This window comes from Flavobacterium ardleyense, assembly GCF_042686085.1.
Taxonomy (GTDB): Bacteria; Bacteroidota; Bacteroidia; order Flavobacteriales; family Flavobacteriaceae; genus Flavobacterium; species Flavobacterium ardleyense.
This window is the reverse complement of record NZ_JBHUOL010000012.1, coordinates 39512-64383: the sequence shown is the minus strand read 5'-3', so window position 1 is coordinate 64383 and position 24872 is coordinate 39512. Positions and strand designations below refer to the sequence as shown.

The window sequence follows — 24872 nt, the reverse complement described above, 5'->3', positions numbered from 1 at the left end:
TTTTAAAGAAGAAGGATTTACAATATCAAGATAAAAGTTATGTTTTAAAATTTAAAAACAGCTTTTAATCTTACTCTTTCGTAATTACTTGCATCGTTTCTCTAGAAATTTGGCGCAATAAAATCGTTTTATTCGTTTCTACTACTTTCGAAGCATTTTCGTCGAAATGTCTAATCGTGTATAACGACACATTTTCGTTAAAAGTAACTTTGAATTTTTTTGATAGTATTTTGGATAACTCCTCAAAATTCCCATATTTATCTTCAATACAGACCGAAAAACTAATCGCTGTATTTTGAATTACGTTGACTTTGATTTTGTATTTCGCAAACAAAGCAAAAATTTCACTAATGTGATTTTCCATTATAAAATCGAAATCGATTGATGATAGCGACAACAATAATTGGTTTTTCTTTACGATAAAACAAGGGGTTTTTGGCTCTAAATCAGCTCCTTTTGAAACGCTTGTTCCTGCTAAAGTCGGATTGATGAATGATTTCACATACAACGGAATTTCCTTTTTTTGTAAAGGTTGTAACGTTTTTGGATGAATTACCGAAGCACCATAAAAAGCTAACTCAATAGCTTCGCGATATGAAATCTGATTTAATAAGATAGCGTTTTCAAAATATCTTGGATCTGCATTTAAAACGCCAGGAACATCTTTCCAAATCGTTACGCTTTCCGCACCTAAACAATAAGCAAAAATCGCCGCACTATAATCAGATCCTTCTCGACCTAAAGTCGTAGTGAAATTATTTTCATCCGAACCTAGAAATCCTTGCGTAATATTTAAGGTCTTCTTTTTGATGCTTTTCGAAATCAATTTTTGCGTTGTTTCCCAATCAACTTGGGCATCACGATAATTATTATCCGTTTTGATTAAAGGCCGAACATCAACCCAATTATTTTTCAATCCTTTGTAGTTGAAATAATGACTTACAATCGTTGTTGAGGCTAATTCGCCAATACTCACCACTTGATCATAAACAAAGCTATAATTTGGTGATTTATTGTTGCTAATGAAATTTTCTAAATCATCAAAATGCTTATTAACGTCAAAAAATGCTTGATGTTCTTCGTCATCAAATAAATCTAACAGAATTTGATTGTGGTATTTTCGAACTTCCTGAAGTGAAGATCTCAACTCTTTGGACTTGTCAAAGTAATTTTTGATTACTAATTCTAATGCATTCGTGGTTTTTCCCATTGCGGAAATTACAATCAGAACATCATCAAAACCAACGGTGTTTAAAACGTGTAATACATTTTTTACGCCATCAGCATCTTTTACTGATGCACCTCCAAATTTGAATATTTTCATTTTAAATTAAATTGTTTTCAACACAGATTAGAATAATTTTAAAAGTCTGTGTTAGTAATAAGTAGCTATAGTTCTAAGAAATTATTTATTCCATTTTCGTCCATGTGAACCACGCGCCAATCATCTAAAACGTGAGCTCCTGATTTTTCGTAGAAATTTATGGCCGGCGTGTTCCAATCTAAAACATTCCATTCAATTCTTCGCACGTTTTCGGCTTTTCCTTTCTTGATGATTTCTGTGTATAATGCGAATCCAGCTCCCGTTCCTCGTTTATCTTCCCTAACAATTAAGTCTTCTAAATGGATTGTTTTCCCTTTCCAAGTTGAAAAGCGATAATAATATAAAGCCATTCCGATGATTTCATTTTTATCTTCTGCAACAAAACATTCAAATAACGGATTGTCGGAAAAACCATCGCGCACTAAATCATCCACTGTAACTACTACGGCTTCAGGCTCTTTTTCAAACACTGCTAATTCGTTAATCAATTCTAAAACTGAAGGCATATCGTTTTTTGTGGCATTTCTGATAATCATAACTTTATGTTTTTACAAAAGTAAAGCAAGTTTAAAACTGTCGTTTCAATTTTTACACTACTTTTTAAGTGCGTTTTGTTTTTCCAAAGGTCATAAATAAATGTCATTTTTCTAAAAGGATTTTATTTTTTCGTCGGTATTTCACAAAATTGCCGATATTTGTAACTTAAACACAACTACATCATTTTCGTAATGGAAGAAAGAAATACTACGTTAGGCGAATTTATCATTGAACATCAAAATTCGTTTCAATATTCAACAGGAGAATTATCACGCATTATCAACTCAATCAGATTAGCTGCTAAAGTGGTTAATTATAAAGTGAACAAAGCTGGGTTAATCGATATAACTGGCGCTGCTGGAGAAAAAAATATTCAAGGAGAGGATCAGCAAAAATTAGACGTTTATGCTAATGAAGTTTTTATTCAAACGTTGATTAATCGTGAAATTGTTTGTGGAATTGGTTCTGAAGAAAACGATGATTTTATTACGGTTGCGGGTTCAGATAATTCGCATAATAACAAGTATGTAGTATTAATGGATCCTTTAGACGGTTCTTCAAATATTGATGTAAATGTTTCAGTAGGAACTATTTTTTCAGTTTTTAGAAGAATTACACCTGTAGGAACGCCAGTTACAAGCGAGGATTTCTTGCAACCAGGTATAAATCAAGTGGCTGCAGGTTATGTGATTTATGGAACATCAACCATGTTAGTTTATACAACGGGTGATGGCGTAAATGGCTTTACTTTAAATCCCGCAATCGGGACATTTTATTTATCACATCCTGATATGAAGTATTCTGAAGATGGAAATATCTATTCTATTAATGAGGGGAATTACACACACTTTCCAAAAGGTGTAAAAGATTACTTAAAATATTGCCAGTCTGAAGAAGGTGATAGACCTTATACTTCAAGATACATCGGAAGTTTGGTTTCTGACTTTCATAGAAATATGATTAAAGGGGGCATTTATATTTATCCAACAAGTTCAAAAGCACCAAATGGTAAATTGCGTTTGTTATATGAATGTAATCCAATGGCTTTTATAGCGGAACAAGCAGGAGGAAAGGCTTCTAATGGTTTTACTAGGATTATGGAACTTCAACCAACGGAATTGCATCAAAGAGTTCCTTTTTTCTGCGGTAGTAAAAATATGGTAGAAAAAGCAGAAGAATTTATGGAACTGGCTAAATAGTCTAAATCCAATTAAATAAAAAAAATCCCAAACTCATTTAGATTTTGGGATTTTTCAGTTTTTAAACAGTTTGATTATCTGTTCATATGTTGCATTTCGTAAGTAAATGTGTCTAAATCAGCATCCATTTGTACTAATTTTAAAGCTTTATCTACTATATAAGTAATATTTCCTGCCGTAAAGCCTAACGCTAAAGCAAATCTCGTAAGTAATTCATGTTGTTTTGGACCTAAGATGTGGTCAGCATAAACCATTCTTGATAAATCATACAAACGTTCAATACGGTGTGTATGCATCAAAGGAGGGTTTATTGGATATTTTAAAGGGTTTTCTAAAATTTCCTCATATTCAGCTTGAGAAATTTCTAATTTAATAGCTAATTTATCTAAGAATTCTTTTTCTTCAGGAGTAATTATTCCGTCTGATAAGGCAACTCTTACAATTGCTGAAAAATGGCCTTTGTTTCTATTTCTAAAGCCGCTATCGAATAAATCTGAAATTGACATGTTGATTGTTTTTGTTTGTGCAAAACTACACAAAAAATCCATTTTTTAGAAACATTTTAACAAGCTTTTCATAAAAGAGATTACTAACTTCAAAAAATATATTGTAAGTTTGAATCCCCAATAAATGGATAATTATGTCAGAGTTTTTAGTGTATTTTAATATTGGTCTGAAACATGTTTTAGACATCAATGCTTATGACCACGTGCTTTTTTTAATGGCATTGGTAATTCCTTTTGCTTTTAAAGATTGGAAGAAGGTTTTGATTTTAGTGTCTTTATTTACAGTAGGACACACTTTAGCTTTAATTCTTTCTGTATATGGAGTAGTTAGAATAGACGAAAACTTAGTAGAATTTCTAATTCCAATTACCATTTTAATAACGGCGCTCTTTTATTTGTTTACGGCTGGAAAAACTTCAAAAAATGAAAGCATCACCTTTGTCGCTGTAATTACTTTGTGTTTTGGAGTTATTCATGGACTTGGATTTTCAAATTACTTTAAAACGATTTTACCAGGAAGTGCTTCGGATAAATTAATACCTCTTTTGGAATTTGCCTTAGGAATTGAAGTTGCGCAGTTAATTGTAGTACTTGTGGTTTTGATTTTATCATATATTGTACAAACTTTTTTCAGATTCTCGAAAAGAGATTGGGCTTTAGTGTTGTCAGCTTTTACAATTGGTGTAGTTTTGCCAATGTTAATTGAAAGCGAAATATGGAGCAGATAATGAAGCCAGAAAAAAAAGAAAAATATGACAAAGCCTATTTGCGAATTGCGAAAGAATGGGGAAATCTGTCATATTGCCAAAGAAAAAAAGTTGGCGCAATAATTGTTAAAAATAAGATGATTATTTCCGATGGATACAATGGAACGCCATCTGGATTTGAAAACTGTTGTGAAGATCAAGAAAATATAACAAAATGGTATGTGCTTCATGCCGAAGCGAATGCGATATTAAAAGTAGCACGATCCACACAATCCTGTGAAGATGCTACTTTGTATATAACGCTTTCTCCTTGCAAAGATTGTAGTAAGTTAATTCATCAATCGGGCATAAAAAGAGTTGTTTATCATCAAGAATATAAAGATACTTCGGGTGTTGATTTTCTAAGAAAAGCAGGTGTTGAGGTTGAACTAATAGAAGATTTAGGATAAAATGAAAATGAATAAGGTCTATTTTCCAATAATTATTGCTGTTGCTGTTGCGATCGGAATTCTTATGGGAAGTAAGCTGAGTACGCCATCAGATCCAGCATTCTTTACTAAAAGTGCCAATAAAAACAAACTCAACAAGCTTATTGATTTAATCGAAAAAGACTACGTAGATACTATAAATACGGATTCAATCGTAGATTTAACGGTCAATGGAATTTTAGCGCAGTTAGATCCACATTCGGTTTATATTCCCAAGAAAGATATTGCCGGAATTGAACAAAGTATGCGCGGTGATTTCGTGGGAATTGGGATTAATTTTTACATGTACAACGATTCTTTAGCGGTTATTAAACCAATTCCTTTCGGTCCTTCCGAAAAAGCAGGAATCAAAGCAGGAGATCGTATTCTTTTTGCTAATAAATTACAGCTTTATAATAAGAAATTAGAAACGGACAGTTTGTTTTCAATTCTAAAAGGCGAAGAAGGTTCCAGTGTGAAGTTGACTATTTTTAGAAAATCAGAAAACAGAAAATTTGCGGTTAATCTAAAGCGCGATGTTATTCCTATTAAAAGTGTAGATATTGCTATTATGGTTGCTGATGCTGTTGGTTATATAAAAATTAACCGTTTTGCAGAATCTACTTATCAAGAATTTTTAAAAGGGTTGACCCAATTAAAAGCAGACGGTGCCAAGGAAGTTATCATCGATTTGCGAGAAAATGGTGGCGGTTATTTAGAATCAGCTGTTGCGATTGCCGATGAATTTTTGAAAAAAGATGAGCTGATTGTAAAGACTAAAAATAAAAAAGAGTTAGTTAGTAGTACTTTAGCTACTGATAAAGGGATTTTTGAAAACGGTAAAGTAACTGTTTTGATTAACGAAAATTCTGCTTCAGCAAGTGAGATATTAGCTGGAGCTATTCAAGATAACGACCGTGGAGCTGTCGTAGGACGTCGTTCTTTTGGAAAAGGGTTAGTGCAAAGAGAAATGCCACTTGGCGATGGATCTGCCATTAGACTAACTGTGGCGAGATATTACACCCCTTCGGGTCGTTCCATTCAAAAGCCTTATGAAGACAAGGGGCAAAACTATTTCAACGAGTTCGAAAAACGTTTCGAAAGTGGTGAATTGTACGAAAAAGATAAAGCAAAAATCGCGGATAGTTTGAAGTTTAAAACTAAAAACGGACGCATTGTTTATGGTGGTGGCGGTATTATTCCTGATGTTTTCGTTCCTTTTGAAGGGAAGCACGGAGAAGAAGGCACAACTTTATTAATGCAATCAGGTTTAGTAAACTATTTCGTTTTTGAACAATTAGATCAGAATCGTAAAAAGTTTGAAAATATTTCGATTGACGACTTAGAAAAGGAAATAAAATCTACTTATCTATATTTTAATAATTTCAATCAATACATTTCTAAAAGCGGTTTGTTCTTCAATTTAGGTAGTCAGAAAGATATTGTAATCTATTATCTTCATGCAGAATTTGTCAGACAATTGTTTGACGAAACAACCTACTTCAAAATTATTTTGAAAGAGGATGAAATGATTAAGAAAGTTTTAAAGAAATAAGACTTATTTTTTTACAGAATCGTGCACCATTGAGTGAGTGCCTTCATTCCATAAAGTTAAAATATCAGTAGCAACTGCAGCACCACTTCCCGCAGCGATGGCTAATTGGCTTCTGTGTCCAGCTAAAACACCAGCAACATAAATTCCCTCCGTTACTAAATGATCATTGTTTCTTAGTTGAATTCTGTTTTTTGCAGGTGGCGTTTTTTGATGAGGTTCAATAAACGCTTCTAATCCCTCAATTAAAAAAGGATTATTAGGTCCAATTGTAATTACTATAATTTTAGATTGATAGTTTGATTTATTGGTAGCGATAGTGAAATTTCCCGCTTCGCCCGAAATAGAAAGTACTTTTTCGCCTTCGATTTGAGAGACATGCGGATATAACTTATGCAATTGCGCTAAGCTTTCAGATAATATTTCATTTCCTAATTTGCCTGCAGGAATTCCGTAAGCATTATTAATTAGTGCATTTTGCAAAGAAGATGCTTTTTGGTGTGCTATAACAGCAATTTCCTTATCAAGAGCAAAAGGTTTGTTTTTTGCAGAACCTAAGACTAAAGCGCATGAAACTCCCGAAACACCAGCGCCAATTATTAAAACATCAAGCATAATTATTGGTGTGTTTTATCAACGATTTTTTTAGACAACATCAATAGAATAAGTAATAATATAGCGCAAAAACCTGCTACAATACCTATTAAGGCAATAGAGCTTTGTCCTTGTAGTGGATTTGAGAAATCTACTTGAAAAATGTTAAAAACAATTAAGGCTAAAGCTATGGCAATGGCCACATAAGTGAAAATTTTCATTTTAATTTATTTTAATACTGTTAATATAGGTCGTTAAAATAACCCTTTTACATTGGCAGCAAATAATTTTACAGCGATGGCTAATAAAATTACTCCAAATATTTTACGAATTACACCTAATCCGTTAGTTCCTAATAAACGCTCAATTTTCCCAGATGATTTTAAAACACCATAAACAACAATCACATTAATAACAATTGCAATAATGATGTTTATTTTGTCGTACGCAGCGCGCAATGATAAAATCGTTGTCATTGTTCCTGCTCCCGCAATTAGAGGGAAGGCAATAGGCACAATTGAGGCTGTGCTCGGATTGTCTTCTTTGTATAATCTAATTCCCAAAATCATCTCTAACGCTAAAAAGAAAAGAACAAAAGCACCCGCAACAGCAAATGAGTTGGCGTCAATTCCTATTAGTTTTAAAATCTCTTCTCCTACAAATAGAAAGGCAATCATTATAATGGCTGCAACAATTGTAGCTTTTTCAGACTGAATGTGTCCAATTTTACTTCTTAAATCTACGATAATTGGAATGCTTCCAACAATGTCAATTACAGCAAAAAGTATCATGCTAATAGTAAAAACGTCCTTCCAATTGATTCCGAAATCCATAGTTATTTTAAATATGATGCAAATATAATCATATTGTTTTATTAGAACTTGAAATTTAACGATACCTTATCAAATCAATTATAATTAGAATATGAATTGCGCTTTTTAAACTTAAATGACTTACATTTTTTTTAATAATAATTTTTATTGCAACCAATATTTTTAAACCTATAGCGCTAATATATTTTCAATATCAATTAGAATTGTTGTGTTTTTAAATTCTTACTTCTAATTTCTAAAACGTATCTTTGCACTTTAAATTAAATACGTCATGTTTCAGTTGCATAAAACCATAGTTTCGGAAGAAATTTTAGAAAAGGAATTTGTTTGTAATCTTTCGGCTTGCCTTGGTGCTTGTTGCGTAGATGGCGATGCAGGTGCTCCTTTAGATGAAGAAGAAACTAAGATTTTAGCTGAAATTTATCCAAAAATCAAGTCTTATCTTCGACCTGAAGGTATCAAGGCGATTGAGGAACAAGGAACTCATATTGTTTCTGAATTTGGGGAATTAGAAACACCACTAATCGAAGGAAAAGATTGTGCTTATGTAATTTTCGATGGTAAAACTGCACTTTGTGGAATTGAACAAGCTTACAACGAAGGAATTGTAACTTGGAAAAAGCCGGTTTCTTGTCATTTATACCCTATTCGTGTAAAGGAATACTCTGATTTCGCAGCAGTAAATTATCACAAATGGCATATTTGTTCTGACGCCTGTGCTTTAGGTGCAGAATTAGGAGTTCCCGTTTATCAATTTGTAAAAGAAGCACTAGTTAGAAAATTCGGACAACAATGGTTTGATGAATTGGATAAAGTGGCTCAGGAAATGAAAAAATAATCCTTTTTTTATTCTTTTAAAATCGTTGTTAGCAGCAGGTTTTTCACTTGCTCGCGACGAATTTTTCAAAGGTTGTTAAATTTTTAACATCCTGAAAATCAATGAATTGAAAACGTATATTAATTTTCAAACAAAAAAGAACATTGTTCAAAACTTGCTGCAATTGTGAATAAGTTTGACTTTCTTTTCTCATCTTAAATGACAAACTTTGTAAACCTCAAATAAGCAGCATTAACCAATCAATAACACAATTAAAATCAGATAGCTATGTCATTAGTAGAACCAATTTTACAACCTAACAAAGATCGATTCGTTATTTTTCCTATCAAGCACCAAGATATTTGGGAATGGTACAAAAAACAACAAGCATGTATCTGGACGGCAGAGGAAATCGATTTACATGCAGATTTAAACGATTGGAACAACAAATTAAATGATGATGAAAGGTATTTTATCAAACACATTTTAGCATTCTTCGCAGCTTCAGACGGAATCGTAAATGAGAATTTAGCGGAAAACTTTGTTAATGAAGTGCAGTATCCAGAAGCTAAGTTTTTCTACGGATTTCAAATCATGATGGAAAACATTCACAGTGAAACATACTCTTTGTTAATTGATACATATGTGAAAGATGAAGTTGAAAAAGATAAATTATTTCATGCTATTGAAGTTTTTCCAGCTATTAAAGAAAAAGCAGATTGGGCATTGAAATGGATTGAGTCAGATTCTTTTGCTGAGCGCTTAATTGCATTTGCAGCTGTTGAAGGGATTTTCTTCTCAGGTTCATTTTGTTCTATTTTCTGGTTGAAAAAACGTGGTTTAATGCCAGGATTAACTTTTTCAAATGAATTAATTTCTCGTGATGAAGGTATGCATTGTGATTTCGCAGTTCATTTACACAATCATCATATGATCAATAAGGTGCCAAAAGAAAGAATCAAAGAAATTCTTGTAGATGCATTAGATATCGAAAGAAGATTTATTACTGAATCGCTTCCTGCAAGTTTAATTGGAATGAATGCTAATTTAATGACGCAGTATTTAGAATTTGTAACGGATAGATTATTAGTAGAATTAGGATGCGATAGAGTTTACAATTCTTCAAACCCATTTGATTTTATGGACATGATTTCTTTACAAGGAAAAACAAATTTCTTTGAAAAACGTGTAGCAGAATATCAAAAAGCTGGTGTTTTAAATTCTGAAGGCGATGCTGGTAAAATTAGCTTTGACGCTGATTTCTAGAAATTAGCCACAAAGACCCGAAGTCACAAATGAAATTACAAAAAAACTATTCTTAGTCATTGACTTAGAAAAACGATAGTGTTGCAAACAAAAATAACTTCGGTGTTTTAATGTTTTGCGACAAAACAACAACCTTTTACAAATAACCTGAAATTAGGGAAGGGATTCGCTATTTCAAAAAACAAACAAAACTATGTACGTAGTAAAAAGAGATGGCCATAAGGAGCCAGTAATGTTCGACAAAATCACTGATAGGATTAAAAAACTATGTTATGGACTAAATGACATGGTCGATGCTGTAAAAGTGGCAATGCGTGTAATTGAAGGATTATACGACGGAGTAACCACTTCTGAATTGGATAATTTAGCAGCAGAAACCGCAGCGTCTATGACGATTTCTCATCCAGATTATGCCCAACTTGCCGCTCGTATTGCAATTTCTAACTTGCATAAAAATACCAACAAATCATTCTCAGAAACGATGAATGAAATGTATAACTATGTAAACCCAAGAACAAATCAAGAAGCGCCTTTGTTATCAGATGAAGTACATAAGGTAATTCAAGATAATGCTGCTTTTTTAGATTCTCATATTATATACACACGTGATTTTAATTACGATTACTTCGGATTTAAAACATTAGAACGTTCTTATTTATTAAGAATTAATGGCAAAATTGTAGAGCGTCCACAACATATGTTAATGCGTGTTTCTGTTGGAATTCACTTAAATGATTTGGATTCAGTTATGGAAACTTACGACTTAATGTCGAAAAAATTCTTTACACACGCTACGCCAACATTATTTAATTCAGGAACGCCAAAACCTCAAATGTCATCTTGTTTCTTATTAACAATGAAAGACGATAGTATTGATGGAATTTACGATACGTTAAAACAAACGGCAAAAATTTCTCAATCTGCTGGTGGAGTTGGTTTAGCAATTCACAATGTTAGAGCTACTGGTTCTTATATTCGTGGAACAAACGGAACTTCAAACGGAATTGTTCCAATGTTGCGTGTTTTTAACGACACCGCTCGTTATGTAGATCAAGGTGGAGGAAAACGTAAAGGAAGTTTTGCTATTTATTTAGAAACTTGGCATGCTGATATTTTCGAATTTTTAGACTTGAAAAAGAATACTGGAAAAGAGGAAATGCGTGCAAGAGATTTATTCTTCGCCATGTGGACTTCTGATTTGTTCATGAAGCGTGTTGAAGCAGATACGACTTGGACTTTAATGTGTCCAAATGAATGTCCAGGCTTAGATGAAATTTATGGAGATGAATTCGAAGCACTTTATACATCTTACGAAGCACAAGGAAAAGGAAGAAAAACGATTCGTGCAAGAGAACTTTGGGAAAAAATATTAGAATCTCAAATTGAAACGGGTACACCATATATGTTGTATAAAGATGCAGCAAACCGTAAATCAAACCAAAAGAATTTAGGAACAATTCGTTCATCAAACTTGTGTACTGAAATTATGGAGTATACTTCTCCAGATGAAGTTGCGGTTTGTAACCTAGCTTCTATTTCTTTACCAATGTTTATTGAAAACGGTGCTTTCAATCACCAATTGTTATATGATGTAACGAAACGTGTAACGCGTAACTTAAATAAAGTAATTGACAGAAATTACTATCCAGTAATTGAAGCAGAAAATTCAAATATGCGTCACCGTCCAGTAGGATTAGGTGTGCAGGGTTTAGCCGATGCATTTATCATGATGCGTTTGCCTTTTACAAGTGACGAAGCGAAGAAAGTGAATCAAGAAATTTTCGAAACACTTTATTTCGCAGCAGTTACAGCTTCAATGGAATTAGCAAAAGAAGAAGGGCCTTATTCAACATTTGAAGGTTCTCCAATTTCTAAAGGAGAATTCCAACACAACCTTTGGAATATTAAAGATGAAGAACTTTCTGGTCGTTGGGATTGGGGAAGTTTAAGAAAAGAAGTAATGGCAAACGGAGTGAGAAACTCATTGTTAGTTGCGCCAATGCCGACTGCTTCAACATCTCAAATTTTAGGAAATAACGAAGCTTTTGAACCTTATACTTCGAATATTTATACAAGAAGAGTTTTGTCTGGAGAATTCATTGTGGTGAACAAGCATTTATTACACGATTTAGTAGATAGAGGTTTGTGGAATGAAACGTTGAAGCAAGAAATTATGCGTCATAACGGATCAGTACAAAATATTGAAAGAATTCCGCAAGATTTAAAAGAATTATACAAAACGGTTTGGGAAATGTCGATGAAAGATATTATCGATATGTCACGCCAAAGAGGTTATTTTATTGACCAATCGCAATCGTTGAACTTGTTTATGCAAGATGCCAACTTCGCAAAATTAACTTCGATGCATTTCTATGCTTGGAAATCAGGTTTAAAAACAGGAATGTATTACTTAAGAACAAAAGCAGCAGTTGATGCGATTAAGTTTACATTAAACAATGATAAAATTGCGGAGCCAATTGCTGAAATTAAGCCACAGATGGAGGCTAAGAAGCCAGAAGCTATCGCGGTTTTAGAAGAAGTAGCTGAAATGACATCAGAAGAATACAGATTAATGATTGAAACAGCACGAAATGCATCTCCGGATGATGATTGTGATATGTGTGGGTCTTAATGTAGAATAGAAATATAGAAAAAGGCTTCGTTTACGGAGCCTTTTACAAGAATATAAATAAAAAAAAAGACTTCTTTGGAGAGAAGTCTTAATTATAATTTTAATTATTGATAATAGAAATGAAGTTCTATTCAATAGCCTAAAATGTTTGTTATTTGCAAATACAAATGTATGAAAAAAAGGTATAAAAAGGACTTCTAAATTGTTAAATTTAATTTTTTCAATCATGAAGCCAAATGTGGATAATGAAGTTGATTATATTTTTAGAAAATGTATTACAACTAGAAATGGAAGAAGGATTTGTAAAACAGACGGAACTTGTTTTAGAATCCCAATCAAGAAGAATAAATAGTTTATTCTAAATTATAAAACAGTCATCATCACGATGGCTGTTTTTGTTTTTATAAATTGCGATGCAATTCGTACATTTGAAGAAAATTACAAAGATTATGTCAAAAGAACAAAAAGGAGTTTATACAGGACTTATTGAAAAAGATGCTGATGGGAATTATTTCTGTGGTCAATACTTGTTAGATTTCCAGTATACTGAGAAAAGTTTCAAAATTGGTGATGAAATCAACATCAAAACGGTTATCGCTAATCCAAGTGATAGAAGTTACAACAAATACCCACAAAAATCGAGAAATTTCTTTTTAGCTAACGATAAAGAATAAATTTTTAAGTCGAAAATCCTCAAATTGAATTTCTTATGATGCAGTGGGAACAGCTTTTGTCGTTAAAAAGGCAAGGCGATACAAGCAAACGTTTACGAAAAGAACAAGACGACACCCGATTGGGTTTTGAAGTCGATTATGACCGTATTATTTTTTCTGCAGCTTTTAGAAGTTTGCAAGATAAAACGCAGGTAATTCCACTCTCAAAAACAGATTTTGTACACAATCGTTTAACGCATAGTTTAGAAGTTTCTGTTGTTGGACGTTCTCTGGGTCGTTTGGTAGGAAAACAAATTATTGAGAAATATCCGCATTTAAAAGAAGTTCACGGTTATCAAGCGAATGATTTCGGTGCGATTGTGGCTGCAGCTGCTTTATCGCACGATATTGGGAATCCACCTTTCGGACATTCAGGAGAAAAAGCTATCGGCGAGTATTTTAAGAATGGAAACGGCCTGCAATATAAAGACCAATTGACCGATAAAGAATGGCAAGATTTAATTGACTTCGAAGGGAATGCCAACGGTTTTTCAGTTTTATCTACTTCAAGAACTGGAATTGAAGGCGGTTTGAGAATTTCATACGCTACTTTAGGAGCTTTCATGAAATACCCAAAAGAGAGTTTGCCTAAAAAACCAACGTCTAAAATTTGTGATAAGAAATATGGTTTCTTCCAGCAAGATAAAGATGCCTTTGTTGAAGTCGCTAATGAACTGGGTTTAATCCCAAATAAATCGGGTAACGACATTGGTTTTGAACGTCATCCGCTAACTTTTTTAGTAGAAGCGGCAGATGATATTTGCTACACCATTATTGATTTCGAAGACGGAATTAACTTAGGTTGGATTGCCGAAGAACATGCTTTGGAATATTTGATCAAATTGGTGAAGAACGGAATTGATATCAAGAAATATAATGAATTAACTACTAAAGAAGATCGTATTAGTTATTTACGAGCTCTAGCAATTGGAAGTCTAATTAATGATGCCGTTACGGTTTTTATGGAGAACGAAAAAGCTATTTTAGCTGGAGAATTTCCATTTTCATTGATGGATAAAAGTCAGTTTAATGCACAGATGAATGATATCATTCAAATCAGTATTAAAAACGTTTACCAAAGTAAAGAAGTGCTTCACAAAGAAGTAATGGGTTACAAAGTACTAAATAGCTTATTAGATAATTTTTGCTCGGCCACGAATAGAAAAGAAAATGATACTGCTACTAATTATGATGAACTTTTGCTAAGACTTTTACCGGAGCGTTTTCAAGTGCAAAAAGAGAATTTGTACGAGCGATTGTTACATATCTGTCACTTTATTTCTTTATTAACAGATGGAAAGGCTGTTGAGTTGTTCAATACAATTCAGGTAAATAAAAACTAACTATTATTTTATAAAATATAGGAAGAAGGAGACTTTTTCTAACAAAAAAGCTCTGATATCTCAGAGCTTTTCTTTCTTGTTACTTCATTACTTTGGATCAACTACTTTATATAGTTCACCACCACCCGTTTTTTCAACCACTTTAGTTAATGATGCTATGTTTTGTTGGGTTTTGTCAAATGTTACGGTTGCAATTTTTGTTTCAAAATCGACCTTTGCTTCAGTCACGCCATTTGCTCCAATTAATTTACCTTCAATTAATTTTGCACAACCAACTTCGCAGGTCATTCCTTCAATTGACATATTAGCTGTTTCTAGGTTTTCTGCTAAAATTTCTGTTTTTACTGTTGGAACGTCTTTAACTTCGTTAGTTGCTTCGTCTTTACAGCTTACAGCGAAAATTGTAATAAGAGCAACAAAAACGAACTTTTTGATGTTTTTCATACGATACTAAATTTTAAATTATCTCTTTTTTAGAGACTTACAAATTTACGAATAATCTTAGTGGTTTTCTGAAAATAAAGCTTGAATTTTGTAGTTGAAAATTATTGCTATGGAAAACAATTCTACAAAATGGTATTTATTAGGCTTTTTAGGTTGTGTTTGGGGAAGTTCTTTCATTCTAATGCAATTTGGGTTGCAAGGAGTTAGTTCTATTCAACTGGGAAGTTTACGCATCTTATTTGCAGGCCTCTTTTTAATAGTTGTAGGATTTAAGCAAATTCCTAAAATTCCATTGTACAAGTGGAAATATATAGCGCTTACTTCTGTTTGTGGTACATTTATTCCTGTTTATTTATTTGCAACTGCTTTGTCAAAAATTGATGGGTCTGTAAGTGCAATACTAAATTCGCTGACACCTTTAAATACTTTGTTAGCCGGACTATTGTTCTTCGGGATGGATGTTCAAAGAAGGCAATTTTTTGGAGTTTTTATTGGGTTTATAGGCTGTGCGCTTTTAGTTCTATTTGGAGGTGGGGAAAATACCACAGAAAATTATTACTACGCAATTCTAATCGTTATTGCTTCAATTTTTTATGGAGTCAACGTAAATCTAATCAAGAAGTATCTTTCTGACTTGAAGCCTTTAACTATTAGTACTGGAAATTTTATAGTAATGTTTATTCCAGCTTTAGTGATCTTGTATTCAACAGGTTTTTTTGATATTATTCACGAGGAAAAAGTGCAAACATCTTTAAGTTATATTGTTGTTCTTGGAATTGTAGGGACTGGACTTTCGAATATTTTGTTTTTTAAATTAATTCAAGTTTCTTCTCCTGTATTTGCTTCTTCAGTTACTTACATAATTCCGGTTGTTGCAATTATGTTGGGTTATCTGTTTATGAATGAATCTTTATCAATTGTTCAGGGACTTGGTGCTTTGGTTGTTTTAGTAGGTGTTTATTTTTCCAGCAAGAAATAAAAAAAGCGCCCAATTTCTTGAGCGCTTGTCCTTATTATTAGAATCGATTATTTAAAATCAGCATCTGTAACTCCTTCGTTAATTTTAACTTCAGTAGTTATTAATTCGATTTCAATACCTACATTCATTATTGTTTTGTATGGGAATTTAATTCCTTTTACATCTTTATAGTCCTGGTAGTAAGTAGTTTGTGTCATTTTTTGACCTGCTTGCTCCATTTCTTTAGCTTCTGCAACTTTGAATCCAGATTTTACATCATAGTATAAAGTAGATTTTCCGTTTTTAATAACGTAAGCATCGGCACCATTAATGTTTTCGATACCTGTTAAAACTATTTCTTTATTAGTTAGCAATGCAAGTTCTTTAAAAGTAGTAGCTTCTGCTTTCAAATCTTCAAGTTCTTCACCAGTAAAATCTTGTCTTTGACCTTGGGTAATAGCGTAAGCTTCTTTTTCATTAACTACTTGCTTAGACATTACCATTCCCATAGCTTTCATTTCAATACCTAATTTCTTAGGTGCCGTTTTTACAACTAATTCTAATTCTGTACCTTGAACAGAACCTTTTGAATATACAGCCAAAGTTTTTACGCTTTTAACTGCTTTTTCACCACCAATTGCGTTGATGTAATTGTTTAAAACGGTTTCAGTTGTAACTCCTGCAGGAATAGCTTTTTTAACTTCTGGTTTTTCAGTAGGATTACCATATTTGTCGAAATAGAAAATAGGCATCTTTTCTTTTTTACTCATAGCTTCTAATCCAGGTAAAACATCAGCTGCTTTTCCTACAATTACTACTCTAGTTTTATCTGCTAAGAAGTATTTGTTAGCTGCGTTCTTAATATCTTCTGCAGTAACTGCGTTGATATTTTTGATGTAGTTCTCATAGAAATCATCTGGTAAGCCTTGTGTTTGTTTGCTTAAAGCATAACCAGCAATTGTTGATGGTTTTTCAATTTGCATCACGAAGTTCCCTACATATTTAGCTTTTGCATTTCTTAAATCTTCTGCAGAAACTAATTCATTTCTCATTTTTTTCAACTCATTGAATACTTCAACTACTGCGCTATCAGTTACTGAGTTTCTTACAGATGATCCTGAACGGAATTTGTTGATATATTTTCCTGAACCAATAGATGAGTAAGCGCCATAAGTCCATGCATTTTTTTCACGTAAGTTTAAGAATAATCGTCCTTCACCACCGCCACCTAAGATTTGGTTAGCTAGAATTGTAGCGAAATATTCTTTGTCTGTCATTTTTAAGCTTGATAAGTTTACCAAAGCAATTTCAGATTGAACTGCGTTTGAAGCATCAATAAAGTTTATTTGACTGTATTGAACATCTTTAGGGTCAGAATAAGTTAACTGTGGTGCAGTTGCTTTTCTCCAGCTTCCAAAAAGTTTTTCAACTTCTTTTTTAACGTCTTTAAATTTAACATCACCAACAACAACTAAATATGCGTTAGATGGCACAAAGTAGGTGTTGTAGTTAATAGTTACATCATTTAAAGTTACGTTTTTTAATGTTTCTTCACTTGTAAATTCACCTTTATAGTGGTCTTTTCCAAAAGTAAGTACATTTTCAACTCTTCTTGCAATAGCAGATACACTTTTTTCTTCTGCTTTTAAGCCTTCAATTAGCTTCGCTTTTTCTTTTTCAAATTCCTCTTGAACGAATATCGGATTTAAACTTCCTTCCGCCATTAATTCTAAAAGTCTTTTTGAATATCTTGACAATCCATTAGCTGAAGCACCTGAGTCCCAAAAGTTGATGTTTGCTCCTAAGAAATCGATTTCTTCGTTGAAAGCATCTTTTTTTGTTTTCTTAGTACCATTTCCAATCATTGAACTTAGAATATCAGCAACACCTTTTTTATTGCCTTCTGCATATGGTGCGTTGTCTAATGTTAAAGTATAAGATACTCTAGGTAGTTTATGATTTTCTACAACTAAAACTTTTAAACCATTTTTAAGTGTGAAACTTTGTGGCTTGTTAATGTTGATAGTAGGAGATGGGCCTGCTTTAGGTTGCGGTCTGTCTTGTGCTTGCATCGTTATTGTTAAAAATAAACTGGCTGCGATATATATAAATTTTTTCATATTCTTTCGATCTTATTTTTGAGCTTTGTCTTTAGCAGGAACATAATCTAAAATCATTCTTTGGTTTGGATTTAGATATTTTTTTGTAATGTCTCTAATTTCCTCTCTTGTAATAGAACGATATATTTCGATTTCTGTATTAATTAAGTTGATATCGCCATATAGCATATAGAAAGAAGCTAAATTTTCAGCAATACCTTCTACAGAAGCGTTTCCACTCACGTAGTCGTTTTCAAATTTATTTTGCAATTTTTGATAATCACTTTCTGAAATTAATTCAGTTTGCATTTTAACAATCTCTTCATCAATTTCTTTAGTTAAAGATTCAGTAGAGTTTTCTCCCATTGGTAAACCAAAGATCAAATACATTCCATAATCTTCTTGACTAAAGTTGAAGGCGCCGATTTGCAGTGCCATTTTCTTGTCGTCAACTAGTTTTTTGTATAATTTTGAACTTTTACCGTCTGATAAATAAGAAGATACCATGTCTAAAACTCTAGCATCACGCGATTTCATTGAAGGCGTTCTATAGGCAGAAACTACCATTGGAATTTGGATGTTAGGATCTTCATAAGTAGCTCTGAATTCTTTAGTGATAGGAGCTTCTTCAAATTTATTAGGATTTACTGGAGTTCCTTTTGGAATAGCGCTAAAATATTTTTTAACCCATTCTTTTGCTTGAGCATTATCAAACTGACCTGCAATTACTAAAACTGCATTGTTTGGTATATAGAACTTTTTGTTGAAAGCTTGGAATTCTTCCAAAGTTGCAGCGTCTAAGTGCTCCATCGATCCAATTGGAGACCAACGGTAAGGATGTACTTTAAACATATTTTCTTTAACTGCTTGAATTAAGTTTCCATAAGGTTGGTTGTCAATTCGAAGTCTTTTCTCTTCTTTAACTACTTCGTTTTGTGTACTAACACCAATTTGGTTGATTACTGGGTGCATTAAACGCTCAGATTCCATCCAAATAGCTAATTCTAAATTATTCGAAGGAAAAACCTCGTAATAATATGTTCTGTCATCACTTGTATTTGCATTGTTGTTTCCTCCGTTTGCAGTTACAATTTTAAACCATTCTCCACGCTCAATATTTTTTGTTCCTTCAAATAAAAGGTGTTCAAAAAAGTGAGCAAAACCTGTTCTGTCAGGGTTTTCGTTTTTTGCTCCTACATGATACATAACCGATGTGATTACAACTGGAGCCGAATTATCTTGATGAAGTACAACATGCAGTCCATTGTCTAAATCAAATTCTTCGAATGTTACTTTCTGAGCTGAAGCAGTTCCGCCTAGCATTAGTGCAATTCCTAAAGCCATTAAAGATTTTTTCATACGTTATTAATTTGTTGATATTTACTATTGTAATATATTTGACGCAATTTCAATAAAATGTTACACTTTATTTTTAATTTATTGCACTGATTTTGCTTTACTATGATATTTATTTAGCTGATAGTTGTTTGATTAATAATTTATTGTATATTTGCAACCTTAAAAATAATAACTAAATTCATTGTTATGTACGCAATCGTAGAGATAGCAGGGCAACAATTCAAAGTAAGCAAAGACCAAAAGGTTTATGTTCACCGTTTAGATTCTGAAGAAGGATCGAATATTTCATTCGACAAAGTTCTTTTATTAGATGACAACGGAACCATAACTTTAGGCGCCCCAGCTGTAGAAGGAGCTTCTGTAGAAGCCAAAGTGTTAAAGCACTTAAAAGGTGATAAAGTAATTGTCTTCAAAAAGAAAAGAAGAAAAGGTTACAAAAAGAAAAATGGTCACAGACAATCATTTACTCAAATTTTAATTGAGGGAATTGTTGGAGTTGGAGCTAAGAAAAAAGCTGCTAAAAAAGAAGTAGAAGTTGAAAAAACTGAAGCTACTGCAGAAGCTAAGCCAAAAGCAGAAGCTACTGAAGAAGTTAAGCCAAAAGCTAAAGCTACAAAAAAACCAAAAACTGAAGAATAACATTTAAAATTATAACATCATGGCTCACAAAAAAGGTGTCGGTAGTTCGAAGAATGGTAGAGAATCAGAATCGAAACGTTTAGGCGTTAAGATTTATGGTGGTCAAGCTGCTATTGCGGGAAACATCATTGTTAGACAAAGAGGTTCTAAGCATAACCCAGGTGAAAATGTTTACATGGGAAAAGATCATACTTTACATGCTAGAATTGATGGAGTTGTAAAATTCCAGAAAAAAGCAGAAAACAAATCTTATGTATCTATAGTTCCTTTCGAAGCTTAATACATTTAGCATTATAATTAAAAGCCTTTCATAACGAAAGGCTTTTTTTTGCTTTAAAGCGATTTGTATTGATATTTACAGAATTGGGTGCAGTTTGTCTTCTGGTGGTTAAAACCGCATTGTATTGTAGTCAATTGTCGCCTTGGTTGCTTGCTCTTATTGCGATATTTATAAAACTACAGCAGTACTCTTCTAATTCCGCTAATCTTCACTTATTTACTGCATTTCAAGACCGCACTATGTTTGGTTTTGTGTTTTATTGATGATATGCTCTTAGTAGATCATTGTGTTTTGAAGTGGCAGTATAGTCGCTTATAATAAAAAAAGAGGATAGCGCTAACTATCCTCTTTTTTATGAAATTATATTTGATGTTAGAAATTACCTCTATTATCTTTTATTTTTGCTTTTTCTTTCAAAGCGCTGTATGCTTTAGAAATTGAATAACCTTGGTTTTGAGCTGTTTCTTGACCAACGTAAGTTGCGTAACTTGGAAGGTCAGTTGCTTTAGTAACGGATTTCCCTTGAATCACATACATACCAGTATTACCTTCTAATACTTCAGAAGCTTTTCCTGCAGTTAAATTAAAAGCTTTACCTACAATTTTTGGTTCGTTACCAACATTAGGAATAACAGGAGTTTTTAAAGTAATTCCAAGAGCTGGAATTATAGAAGCTCCAGAAGCTTTAGATACTGCGTCTAAAGTAGTTCCTGACATTTTCTTCTTAATTAATTCTGCTTTCTTTTTGTTTTTCAAGATTGGCTCAACATATTGTCTTGCTTCTTCAATTGATAATAAACCAGTATCATTTTTGCTTTTCATTTTAGCAATAACAAAACCTTGTGGAGTTTCAAAACGTCTGATGCTGTTAACCTTTGTGTCGCTATTAAAAGCCCATCTTACGATTTCTCTTTGAGAACCTAAACCTTGAACGTTTTCGTCAATTGCTTTTAAAGATGGAACGTTTACAACTTCTAATCCATCTTTTTTAGCTAGAGCAGCGAAATCTTTATTTTCCAATGCATTAGCTTCAAACTGGCTTGCTTTACTGTATGTAGCATCAACTGTTGCGTCTGATGGTTGGATTTTTTGAGCTACTGTTCCTAAAAGAACTGCGTCATATTTTCCTGTAACTTTAATTACGTGGAAACCAAAATCTGTTTCTACTAGACCAATTGATCCTACGCCGTTATTGAATACAAAATCATTGAAAGTTGGAACCATTTGTCCTGGTGCAATATTGTCATATTCACCACCATTACCTTTTGATCCTGGATCGTCAGAATTAGCCATTGCTAACATTGCAAATCCTTCTGGATTAGATTTAGCTTGTACTAATAGTGAGTTTGCTAAAGTTTTAGCTTCCTCTTTAGTTCTTGTAGCGTCAGATTGCGGAGCACCTGCATACGCAATTAAAATGTGGCTAGCTTTTGCACTTGCATTTGCTTTTTTACCAATCATTTTAGATACACATTGGTAATCACTAAAAACATAAGGGCCGAAAACTGCACCTGATGAAAGGTTGAATAATTCCTCTTGGAATTCTATAGGAAGATCTTTCTTAGCGATATAAGTAGAGTCAAATTTAATTTCAGAATTGTCGTTTACAAATTTTCCGATGTTACGATTAGATACTGAGTCAAATTGTGTTCTTATCTCGTTGATTTTTGTAGAGATTGCAGTTTCGTCTTCTTTTGAAGCTTTGTTTGCCAATACTACAAAGTCAATTGAAGTTGTTTTTTCTGATTTGTATTTTTTTGGACTTTTCTTCATAAAGTCAATAATCTCAGCATCTGTCACTTTAACTTGGTCATCATTGATTGAAGAAAAAGGAACCATTACGTATTCAAAATCAGCTTTGTCAGCCTCTAGCTTGTAAGCCATTTTTCCTTCAGCTTTCGTAGTGTAAACACCAGCTTTGATCATGGTGCTGTACATTTGCTCTAATGTATACGTTTCTAAATTATTTTCAAATGCTGTCCATTGCATCCATTGCTCTTGGTTCTGAGCGTTTTTTAAAGACTTTAATGATTCTTTAAATTTATTTTCATCAAACTGACCAGCAGCATTCATGAATTGTGGATTTTGAGCTAATTGTGGATTTTGTTTTACAATGTTTATAAATTGTTCGTCGCCAATTTTTAAACCTAATTTATCAAACTCTTCAGAAAGAATAATGCTTCTAACTTCTTGTTCCCAAGTATTGTTTATTGCTTGCGTGTTGCTAATTCCTTGACCTTGTTTTTCAGAGTTAGAAACTTTTTGTAAGAAATTCTGAGTTTGAATATCAGTTCCATTTACAGATCCAATATCATTTGAATCTGATCCAAATGTCCCACTTTGAAAAGCATCACCAACTAGGAATGCTAATAAGCAAAACCCGATAACAACTATAAGTAATCCAGTGCGTTGTCTAATTTTAGATAAAACTGCCATTTTATTTGTTTTTAAATTTTTTTATTCAGAAGGCGAAAATACAATTATCTATTTAATAATAAAATAGTAAGCGTATATTTTTAGAGTATTTTTGAAATATATTTATCTTTTCTCTTCATTTATTGAGAAGCGGACCAATTCTACCTTTTTATTACTAGCAGAATGTACTTTTATTTCGAAATTATCAATACTTATGTTCTCGTCGTTATGAGGGATTTCTTTAGTATGGTTTACAATATATCCTCCTAATGTGGAATAAGAATCTGATTCAGGAATTTGAAAATTGTATTTTTCATTTAAAAACTCAACATCTAGTCGTCCAGAAAATAAATAACTATTCTCATTTATTTTTTCATCAATTAGTTTTTCGGCTAAATCATGTTCATCTTCGATTTCTCCAAAAAGCTCTTCAATAATATCTTCAATTGTTATAATTCCGGAAGTTCCACCATATTCATCTAAGACTACAGCAATACTTTTTCTTTTTTTTGTCAATAAATCCAACGCATCCTTAATATATATAGTTTCAGGAATATATTCCACTTGAATCATGATGCTTTTAACATCCTTTGGTTTTCTAAATAATTCAAACGAATGGACATATCCTAATACATCATCGATAGAGTCGTGGTAAACCATTAATTTTGAGAATCCTGTTTTAACAAAAAGATTTTTTAATTCGGTTACACTATCTGAAATTTCAACACCGCGCAATTCTGTTCTTGGTGTCATAATATCTCTAGCTTTCAAATCAGAGAATTCAAGTGCGTTTTGGAAAAATTGGATTTCAGTATCTACTTCTTTTTCATCTGAAACGTTACTCATTTGTTCAGAGATGTAGTTTCCAAGCTCTACTTTGCTGAAATATTCTTGCACTTGATCGCCTTCGGTTTTGAAGAATTTTTTCAAGATCATGTCAGAAATCCAGATGATGAATTTTGTAGGCCAAAATAGTAATTGTTGAAATATATATGCGGGTAGTGCAAATAGTTTTATAGCTGAGTTCGCATAAATCTGAAAGAACACTTTCGGGAGGAACTCTGCGGTAAGTACTATTATTGCTGTTGAGATTAATGTTTGCAATAGTAAATCAATGAATGAAGAGAGTACGAAGTATTTCTCAAGCCATTTCATTATTAAATCACCTGAATAAATACCATAGATTACCAAAACAACGTTATTTCCCACCAGCATTGCTGTTATGAATTGGGATGGTTTTTCAGTAAGTTTATTTAAAATTGAGGACGTAAAATTTTGTTGTCTTTTTTCGATAGAAAGGAATACTTTGTTTGAAGAAACATAAGCGATTTCCATTCCGGAAAAAAAAGCCGAAAGTAATAAGCAAATTACAATTATGGCTATTTCCATTTATAATTATTTCTTGTTTTGGTATTTATTGTAGAAATGTCTTCTAAAGAAGAACATTCCTATAGCTACAGCTCCAATTAGTAAGCTTAGCCAATACGATTCGTTTTCTGTAAATTGAACTGCGGCATTATAGAAAAAAAATGCAGCAAAGATTAAATACATATACTGAATCAATTTTAAATAGGTCATAATTATAATATTTTGTTCAAAAGTAGTAAATTAATTGAAATGTTGAATACTAATTTTCAACTGAATTAACTAAGCCACTGCTTCGCTGCATATTGAAGATTTTGAAATCTTTACTAAAATCTACTCCAGGCCCTTCTAGAAATCCTCCTTTGGTGTCGGTAAATTTAAATTGTTTTTCAGTAAAAAACCATTCGTTCTTTTGATCAAAATACAATTGGGAAGTTTCTAATTTCTGTCCGTCATGGGAAGTAATTGTTACGTCGCCTTGTAGGTCGATAATACTGGTGTTTTTGTAAGAGATAGCGTATTTCGATACAATAGTAGTCGTTTGTTCCTTCTTGTCAAAAAGCGTAACGTGAATCCCTTTTGGAAATTCGGTAAAAGGGTTCCTTATATTGCTGTAATCAAGCATTTTTTCACTAACTAATATGGATTTAATTTTACCTGAATCGGTATATTTTAAATTCAAAGAATCAGCTTCTCCTGTGGGAACGAAAGAAGTTTTGCTTAATTTATTTACTTTTTGAATGTCGCTTTCACATGAAAAAAACATAGTCACGATAAATATCGTGACTATGTTAATAATACTATTTTTTTTGAATTTCTTCAT

Annotated in this window: 25 protein-coding genes; 12 read left to right on the top strand and 13 right to left on the bottom strand. The window is 32.7% G+C overall.

Features of this window, described 5'->3' with window-relative positions:
• Nucleotides 1-70 precede the first annotated feature (70 nt).
• Together ACFSX9_RS06060 and ACFSX9_RS06055 are read right to left on the bottom strand one after the other, a co-directional pair.
• Nucleotides 71-1324 (bottom strand): aspartate kinase, encoded by a 1254-nt coding sequence (locus ACFSX9_RS06060; protein ID WP_379805689.1) that lies wholly within the window; start codon nt 1322-1324, stop codon nt 71-73.
• A 65-nt stretch (nt 1325-1389) separates the two neighbouring features.
• On the bottom strand, nt 1390-1860 hold the full coding sequence (locus ACFSX9_RS06055) for a GNAT family N-acetyltransferase (protein WP_379805687.1): 471 nt from the start codon (nt 1858-1860) through the stop codon (nt 1390-1392).
• 192 nt (nt 1861-2052) lie between these two features.
• Between ACFSX9_RS06055 and fbp the strand changes: the two genes are divergently transcribed.
• A complete protein-coding gene (gene fbp, locus ACFSX9_RS06050) occupies nt 2053-3060 on the top strand; it encodes a class 1 fructose-bisphosphatase (protein WP_379805685.1) in 1008 nt (335 codons plus the stop codon).
• Nucleotides 3061-3134: 74 nt separating this feature from the next.
• Here the strand turns inward: fbp and ACFSX9_RS06045 are convergent, their stop codons facing one another.
• Entirely contained in the window at nt 3135-3566 is a 432-nt protein-coding gene (locus ACFSX9_RS06045; RefSeq protein WP_379805683.1) for a tellurite resistance TerB family protein, read from the bottom strand.
• Nucleotides 3567-3700: 134 nt separating this feature from the next.
• Between ACFSX9_RS06045 and ACFSX9_RS06040 the strand changes: the two genes are divergently transcribed.
• The 3 genes from ACFSX9_RS06040 to ACFSX9_RS06030 are packed head-to-tail and all read left to right on the top strand — an operon-like array spanning nt 3701 to nt 6295.
• Entirely contained in the window at nt 3701-4294 is a 594-nt protein-coding gene (locus ACFSX9_RS06040; RefSeq protein WP_379805681.1) for a HupE/UreJ family protein, read from the top strand.
• Complete coding sequence (locus ACFSX9_RS06035; RefSeq protein ID WP_379805679.1) at nt 4294-4722, top strand: deoxycytidylate deaminase; 429 nt, start codon at nt 4294-4296, stop codon at nt 4720-4722. Before ACFSX9_RS06040 ends, ACFSX9_RS06035 begins: the two co-directional genes overlap by 1 nt.
• Nucleotide 4723: 1 nt before the next feature.
• Nucleotides 4724-6295 (top strand): S41 family peptidase, encoded by a 1572-nt coding sequence (locus ACFSX9_RS06030; protein WP_379805677.1) that lies wholly within the window; start codon nt 4724-4726, stop codon nt 6293-6295.
• Nucleotides 6296-6298: 3 nt separating this feature from the next.
• Here the strand turns inward: ACFSX9_RS06030 and ACFSX9_RS06025 are convergent, their stop codons facing one another.
• The 3 genes from ACFSX9_RS06025 to ACFSX9_RS06015 are packed head-to-tail and all read right to left on the bottom strand — an operon-like array spanning nt 6299 to nt 7719.
• Nucleotides 6299-6907, bottom strand: coding sequence for an FAD-dependent oxidoreductase (locus ACFSX9_RS06025; protein ID WP_379805675.1), 609 nt, complete (start codon nt 6905-6907; stop codon nt 6299-6301).
• Between the two features lie 2 nt (nt 6908-6909).
• The gene (locus ACFSX9_RS06020; protein ID WP_379805673.1) at nt 6910-7107 is read right to left on the bottom strand and encodes a hypothetical protein; all 198 of its coding nucleotides are present in this window, start codon (nt 7105-7107) and stop codon (nt 6910-6912) included.
• A gap of 33 nt (nt 7108-7140) precedes the next feature.
• Nucleotides 7141-7719 carry a MarC family protein gene (locus tag ACFSX9_RS06015; protein WP_379805671.1) on the bottom strand — a complete coding sequence of 193 codons (579 nt, stop codon included), beginning with the start codon at nt 7717-7719 and terminating at the stop codon, nt 7141-7143.
• A gap of 271 nt (nt 7720-7990) precedes the next feature.
• On the opposite strand from ACFSX9_RS06015, the gene ACFSX9_RS06010 reads away from it, so the two are divergent.
• From ACFSX9_RS06010 to ACFSX9_RS05990, 5 genes are all read left to right on the top strand, one after another.
• Complete coding sequence (locus ACFSX9_RS06010; protein WP_379805669.1) at nt 7991-8557, top strand: DUF3109 family protein; 567 nt, start codon at nt 7991-7993, stop codon at nt 8555-8557.
• A gap of 267 nt (nt 8558-8824) precedes the next feature.
• Entirely contained in the window at nt 8825-9802 is a 978-nt protein-coding gene (locus tag ACFSX9_RS06005) for a ribonucleotide-diphosphate reductase subunit beta (protein WP_379805667.1), read from the top strand.
• A gap of 193 nt (nt 9803-9995) precedes the next feature.
• The gene (locus ACFSX9_RS06000; RefSeq protein ID WP_379805665.1) at nt 9996-12434 is read left to right on the top strand and encodes a ribonucleoside-diphosphate reductase subunit alpha; all 2439 of its coding nucleotides are present in this window, start codon (nt 9996-9998) and stop codon (nt 12432-12434) included.
• Nucleotides 12435-12883: 449 nt separating this feature from the next.
• On the top strand, nt 12884-13108 hold the full coding sequence (locus ACFSX9_RS05995) for a hypothetical protein (protein ID WP_379805663.1): 225 nt from the start codon (nt 12884-12886) through the stop codon (nt 13106-13108).
• Between the two features lie 38 nt (nt 13109-13146).
• On the top strand, nt 13147-14490 hold the full coding sequence (locus ACFSX9_RS05990) for a deoxyguanosinetriphosphate triphosphohydrolase (protein WP_379807041.1): 1344 nt from the start codon (nt 13147-13149) through the stop codon (nt 14488-14490).
• A gap of 87 nt (nt 14491-14577) precedes the next feature.
• Here the strand turns inward: ACFSX9_RS05990 and ACFSX9_RS05985 are convergent, their stop codons facing one another.
• Nucleotides 14578-14934: a heavy-metal-associated domain-containing protein gene (locus tag ACFSX9_RS05985; protein WP_379805661.1), complete on the bottom strand. Its 357-nt coding sequence runs from the start codon at nt 14932-14934 to the stop codon at nt 14578-14580.
• Nucleotides 14935-15043: 109 nt separating this feature from the next.
• On the opposite strand from ACFSX9_RS05985, the gene ACFSX9_RS05980 reads away from it, so the two are divergent.
• On the top strand, nt 15044-15913 hold the full coding sequence (locus tag ACFSX9_RS05980) for a DMT family transporter (protein ID WP_379805659.1): 870 nt from the start codon (nt 15044-15046) through the stop codon (nt 15911-15913).
• A gap of 47 nt (nt 15914-15960) precedes the next feature.
• Here the strand turns inward: ACFSX9_RS05980 and ACFSX9_RS05975 are convergent, their stop codons facing one another.
• Both ACFSX9_RS05975 and ACFSX9_RS05970 read right to left on the bottom strand, forming a co-directional pair.
• Complete coding sequence (locus ACFSX9_RS05975; protein ID WP_379805657.1) at nt 15961-18012, bottom strand: M16 family metallopeptidase; 2052 nt, start codon at nt 18010-18012, stop codon at nt 15961-15963.
• 12 nt (nt 18013-18024) lie between these two features.
• On the bottom strand, nt 18025-19350 hold the full coding sequence (locus ACFSX9_RS05970; RefSeq protein ID WP_379805655.1) for a M16 family metallopeptidase: 1326 nt from the start codon (nt 19348-19350) through the stop codon (nt 18025-18027).
• A gap of 186 nt (nt 19351-19536) precedes the next feature.
• On the opposite strand from ACFSX9_RS05970, the gene rplU reads away from it, so the two are divergent.
• Together rplU and rpmA are read left to right on the top strand one after the other, a co-directional pair.
• The gene (gene rplU / locus ACFSX9_RS05965; RefSeq protein ID WP_379805653.1) at nt 19537-19989 is read left to right on the top strand and encodes a 50S ribosomal protein L21; all 453 of its coding nucleotides are present in this window, start codon (nt 19537-19539) and stop codon (nt 19987-19989) included.
• 19 nt (nt 19990-20008) lie between these two features.
• Nucleotides 20009-20269: a 50S ribosomal protein L27 gene (rpmA, locus tag ACFSX9_RS05960; RefSeq protein ID WP_379805651.1), complete on the top strand. Its 261-nt coding sequence runs from the start codon at nt 20009-20011 to the stop codon at nt 20267-20269.
• 372 nt (nt 20270-20641) lie between these two features.
• Here rpmA and ACFSX9_RS05955 read toward each other — a convergent pair whose 3' ends face one another.
• The 4 genes from ACFSX9_RS05955 to lptC all read right to left on the bottom strand — a co-directional run bounded on the left by ACFSX9_RS05955 (nt 20642) and on the right by lptC (nt 24872).
• On the bottom strand, nt 20642-22705 hold the full coding sequence (locus tag ACFSX9_RS05955; RefSeq protein ID WP_379805649.1) for a peptidylprolyl isomerase: 2064 nt from the start codon (nt 22703-22705) through the stop codon (nt 20642-20644).
• Nucleotides 22706-22807: 102 nt separating this feature from the next.
• Nucleotides 22808-24073: a hemolysin family protein gene (locus ACFSX9_RS05950; protein WP_379805647.1), complete on the bottom strand. Its 1266-nt coding sequence runs from the start codon at nt 24071-24073 to the stop codon at nt 22808-22810.
• Between the two features lie 6 nt (nt 24074-24079).
• A complete protein-coding gene (locus ACFSX9_RS05945) occupies nt 24080-24262 on the bottom strand; it encodes a hypothetical protein (RefSeq protein WP_379805645.1) in 183 nt (60 codons plus the stop codon).
• Between the two features lie 49 nt (nt 24263-24311).
• Entirely contained in the window at nt 24312-24872 is a 561-nt protein-coding gene (lptC, locus tag ACFSX9_RS05940; protein WP_379805643.1) for an LPS export ABC transporter periplasmic protein LptC, read from the bottom strand.

Bases quoted from the DNA above. Each gene is read 5' to 3' on its own strand.
- ACFSX9_RS06060 (WP_379805689.1), bottom strand. From the start codon at position 1,324: ATGAAAATATTCAAATTTGGAGGTGCATCAGTAAAAGATGCTGATGGC.
- ACFSX9_RS06055 (WP_379805687.1), bottom strand. From the start codon at position 1,860: ATGATTATCAGAAATGCCACAAAAAACGATATGCCTTCAGTTTTAGAA.
- fbp (WP_379805685.1), top strand. From the start codon at position 2,053: ATGGAAGAAAGAAATACTACGTTAGGCGAATTTATCATTGAACATCAA.
- ACFSX9_RS06045 (WP_379805683.1), bottom strand. From the start codon at position 3,566: ATGTCAATTTCAGATTTATTCGATAGCGGCTTTAGAAATAGAAACAAA.
- ACFSX9_RS06040 (WP_379805681.1), top strand. From the start codon at position 3,701: ATGTCAGAGTTTTTAGTGTATTTTAATATTGGTCTGAAACATGTTTTA.
- ACFSX9_RS06035 (WP_379805679.1), top strand. From the start codon at position 4,294: ATGAAGCCAGAAAAAAAAGAAAAATATGACAAAGCCTATTTGCGAATT.
- ACFSX9_RS06030 (WP_379805677.1), top strand. From the start codon at position 4,724: ATGAAAATGAATAAGGTCTATTTTCCAATAATTATTGCTGTTGCTGTT.
- ACFSX9_RS06025 (WP_379805675.1), bottom strand. From the start codon at position 6,907: ATGCTTGATGTTTTAATAATTGGCGCTGGTGTTTCGGGAGTTTCATGC.
- ACFSX9_RS06020 (WP_379805673.1), bottom strand. From the start codon at position 7,107: ATGAAAATTTTCACTTATGTGGCCATTGCCATAGCTTTAGCCTTAATT.
- ACFSX9_RS06015 (WP_379805671.1), bottom strand. From the start codon at position 7,719: ATGGATTTCGGAATCAATTGGAAGGACGTTTTTACTATTAGCATGATA.
- ACFSX9_RS06010 (WP_379805669.1), top strand. From the start codon at position 7,991: ATGTTTCAGTTGCATAAAACCATAGTTTCGGAAGAAATTTTAGAAAAG.
- ACFSX9_RS06005 (WP_379805667.1), top strand. From the start codon at position 8,825: ATGTCATTAGTAGAACCAATTTTACAACCTAACAAAGATCGATTCGTT.
- ACFSX9_RS06000 (WP_379805665.1), top strand. From the start codon at position 9,996: ATGTACGTAGTAAAAAGAGATGGCCATAAGGAGCCAGTAATGTTCGAC.
- ACFSX9_RS05995 (WP_379805663.1), top strand. From the start codon at position 12,884: ATGTCAAAAGAACAAAAAGGAGTTTATACAGGACTTATTGAAAAAGAT.
- ACFSX9_RS05990 (WP_379807041.1), top strand. From the start codon at position 13,147: ATGCAGTGGGAACAGCTTTTGTCGTTAAAAAGGCAAGGCGATACAAGC.
- ACFSX9_RS05985 (WP_379805661.1), bottom strand. From the start codon at position 14,934: ATGAAAAACATCAAAAAGTTCGTTTTTGTTGCTCTTATTACAATTTTC.
- ACFSX9_RS05980 (WP_379805659.1), top strand. From the start codon at position 15,044: ATGGAAAACAATTCTACAAAATGGTATTTATTAGGCTTTTTAGGTTGT.
- ACFSX9_RS05975 (WP_379805657.1), bottom strand. From the start codon at position 18,012: ATGAAAAAATTTATATATATCGCAGCCAGTTTATTTTTAACAATAACG.
- ACFSX9_RS05970 (WP_379805655.1), bottom strand. From the start codon at position 19,350: ATGAAAAAATCTTTAATGGCTTTAGGAATTGCACTAATGCTAGGCGGA.
- rplU (WP_379805653.1), top strand. From the start codon at position 19,537: ATGTACGCAATCGTAGAGATAGCAGGGCAACAATTCAAAGTAAGCAAA.
- rpmA (WP_379805651.1), top strand. From the start codon at position 20,009: ATGGCTCACAAAAAAGGTGTCGGTAGTTCGAAGAATGGTAGAGAATCA.
- ACFSX9_RS05955 (WP_379805649.1), bottom strand. From the start codon at position 22,705: ATGGCAGTTTTATCTAAAATTAGACAACGCACTGGATTACTTATAGTT.
- ACFSX9_RS05950 (WP_379805647.1), bottom strand. From the start codon at position 24,073: ATGGAAATAGCCATAATTGTAATTTGCTTATTACTTTCGGCTTTTTTT.
- ACFSX9_RS05945 (WP_379805645.1), bottom strand. From the start codon at position 24,262: ATGACCTATTTAAAATTGATTCAGTATATGTATTTAATCTTTGCTGCA.
- lptC (WP_379805643.1), bottom strand. From the start codon at position 24,872: ATGAAGAAATTCAAAAAAAATAGTATTATTAACATAGTCACGATATTT.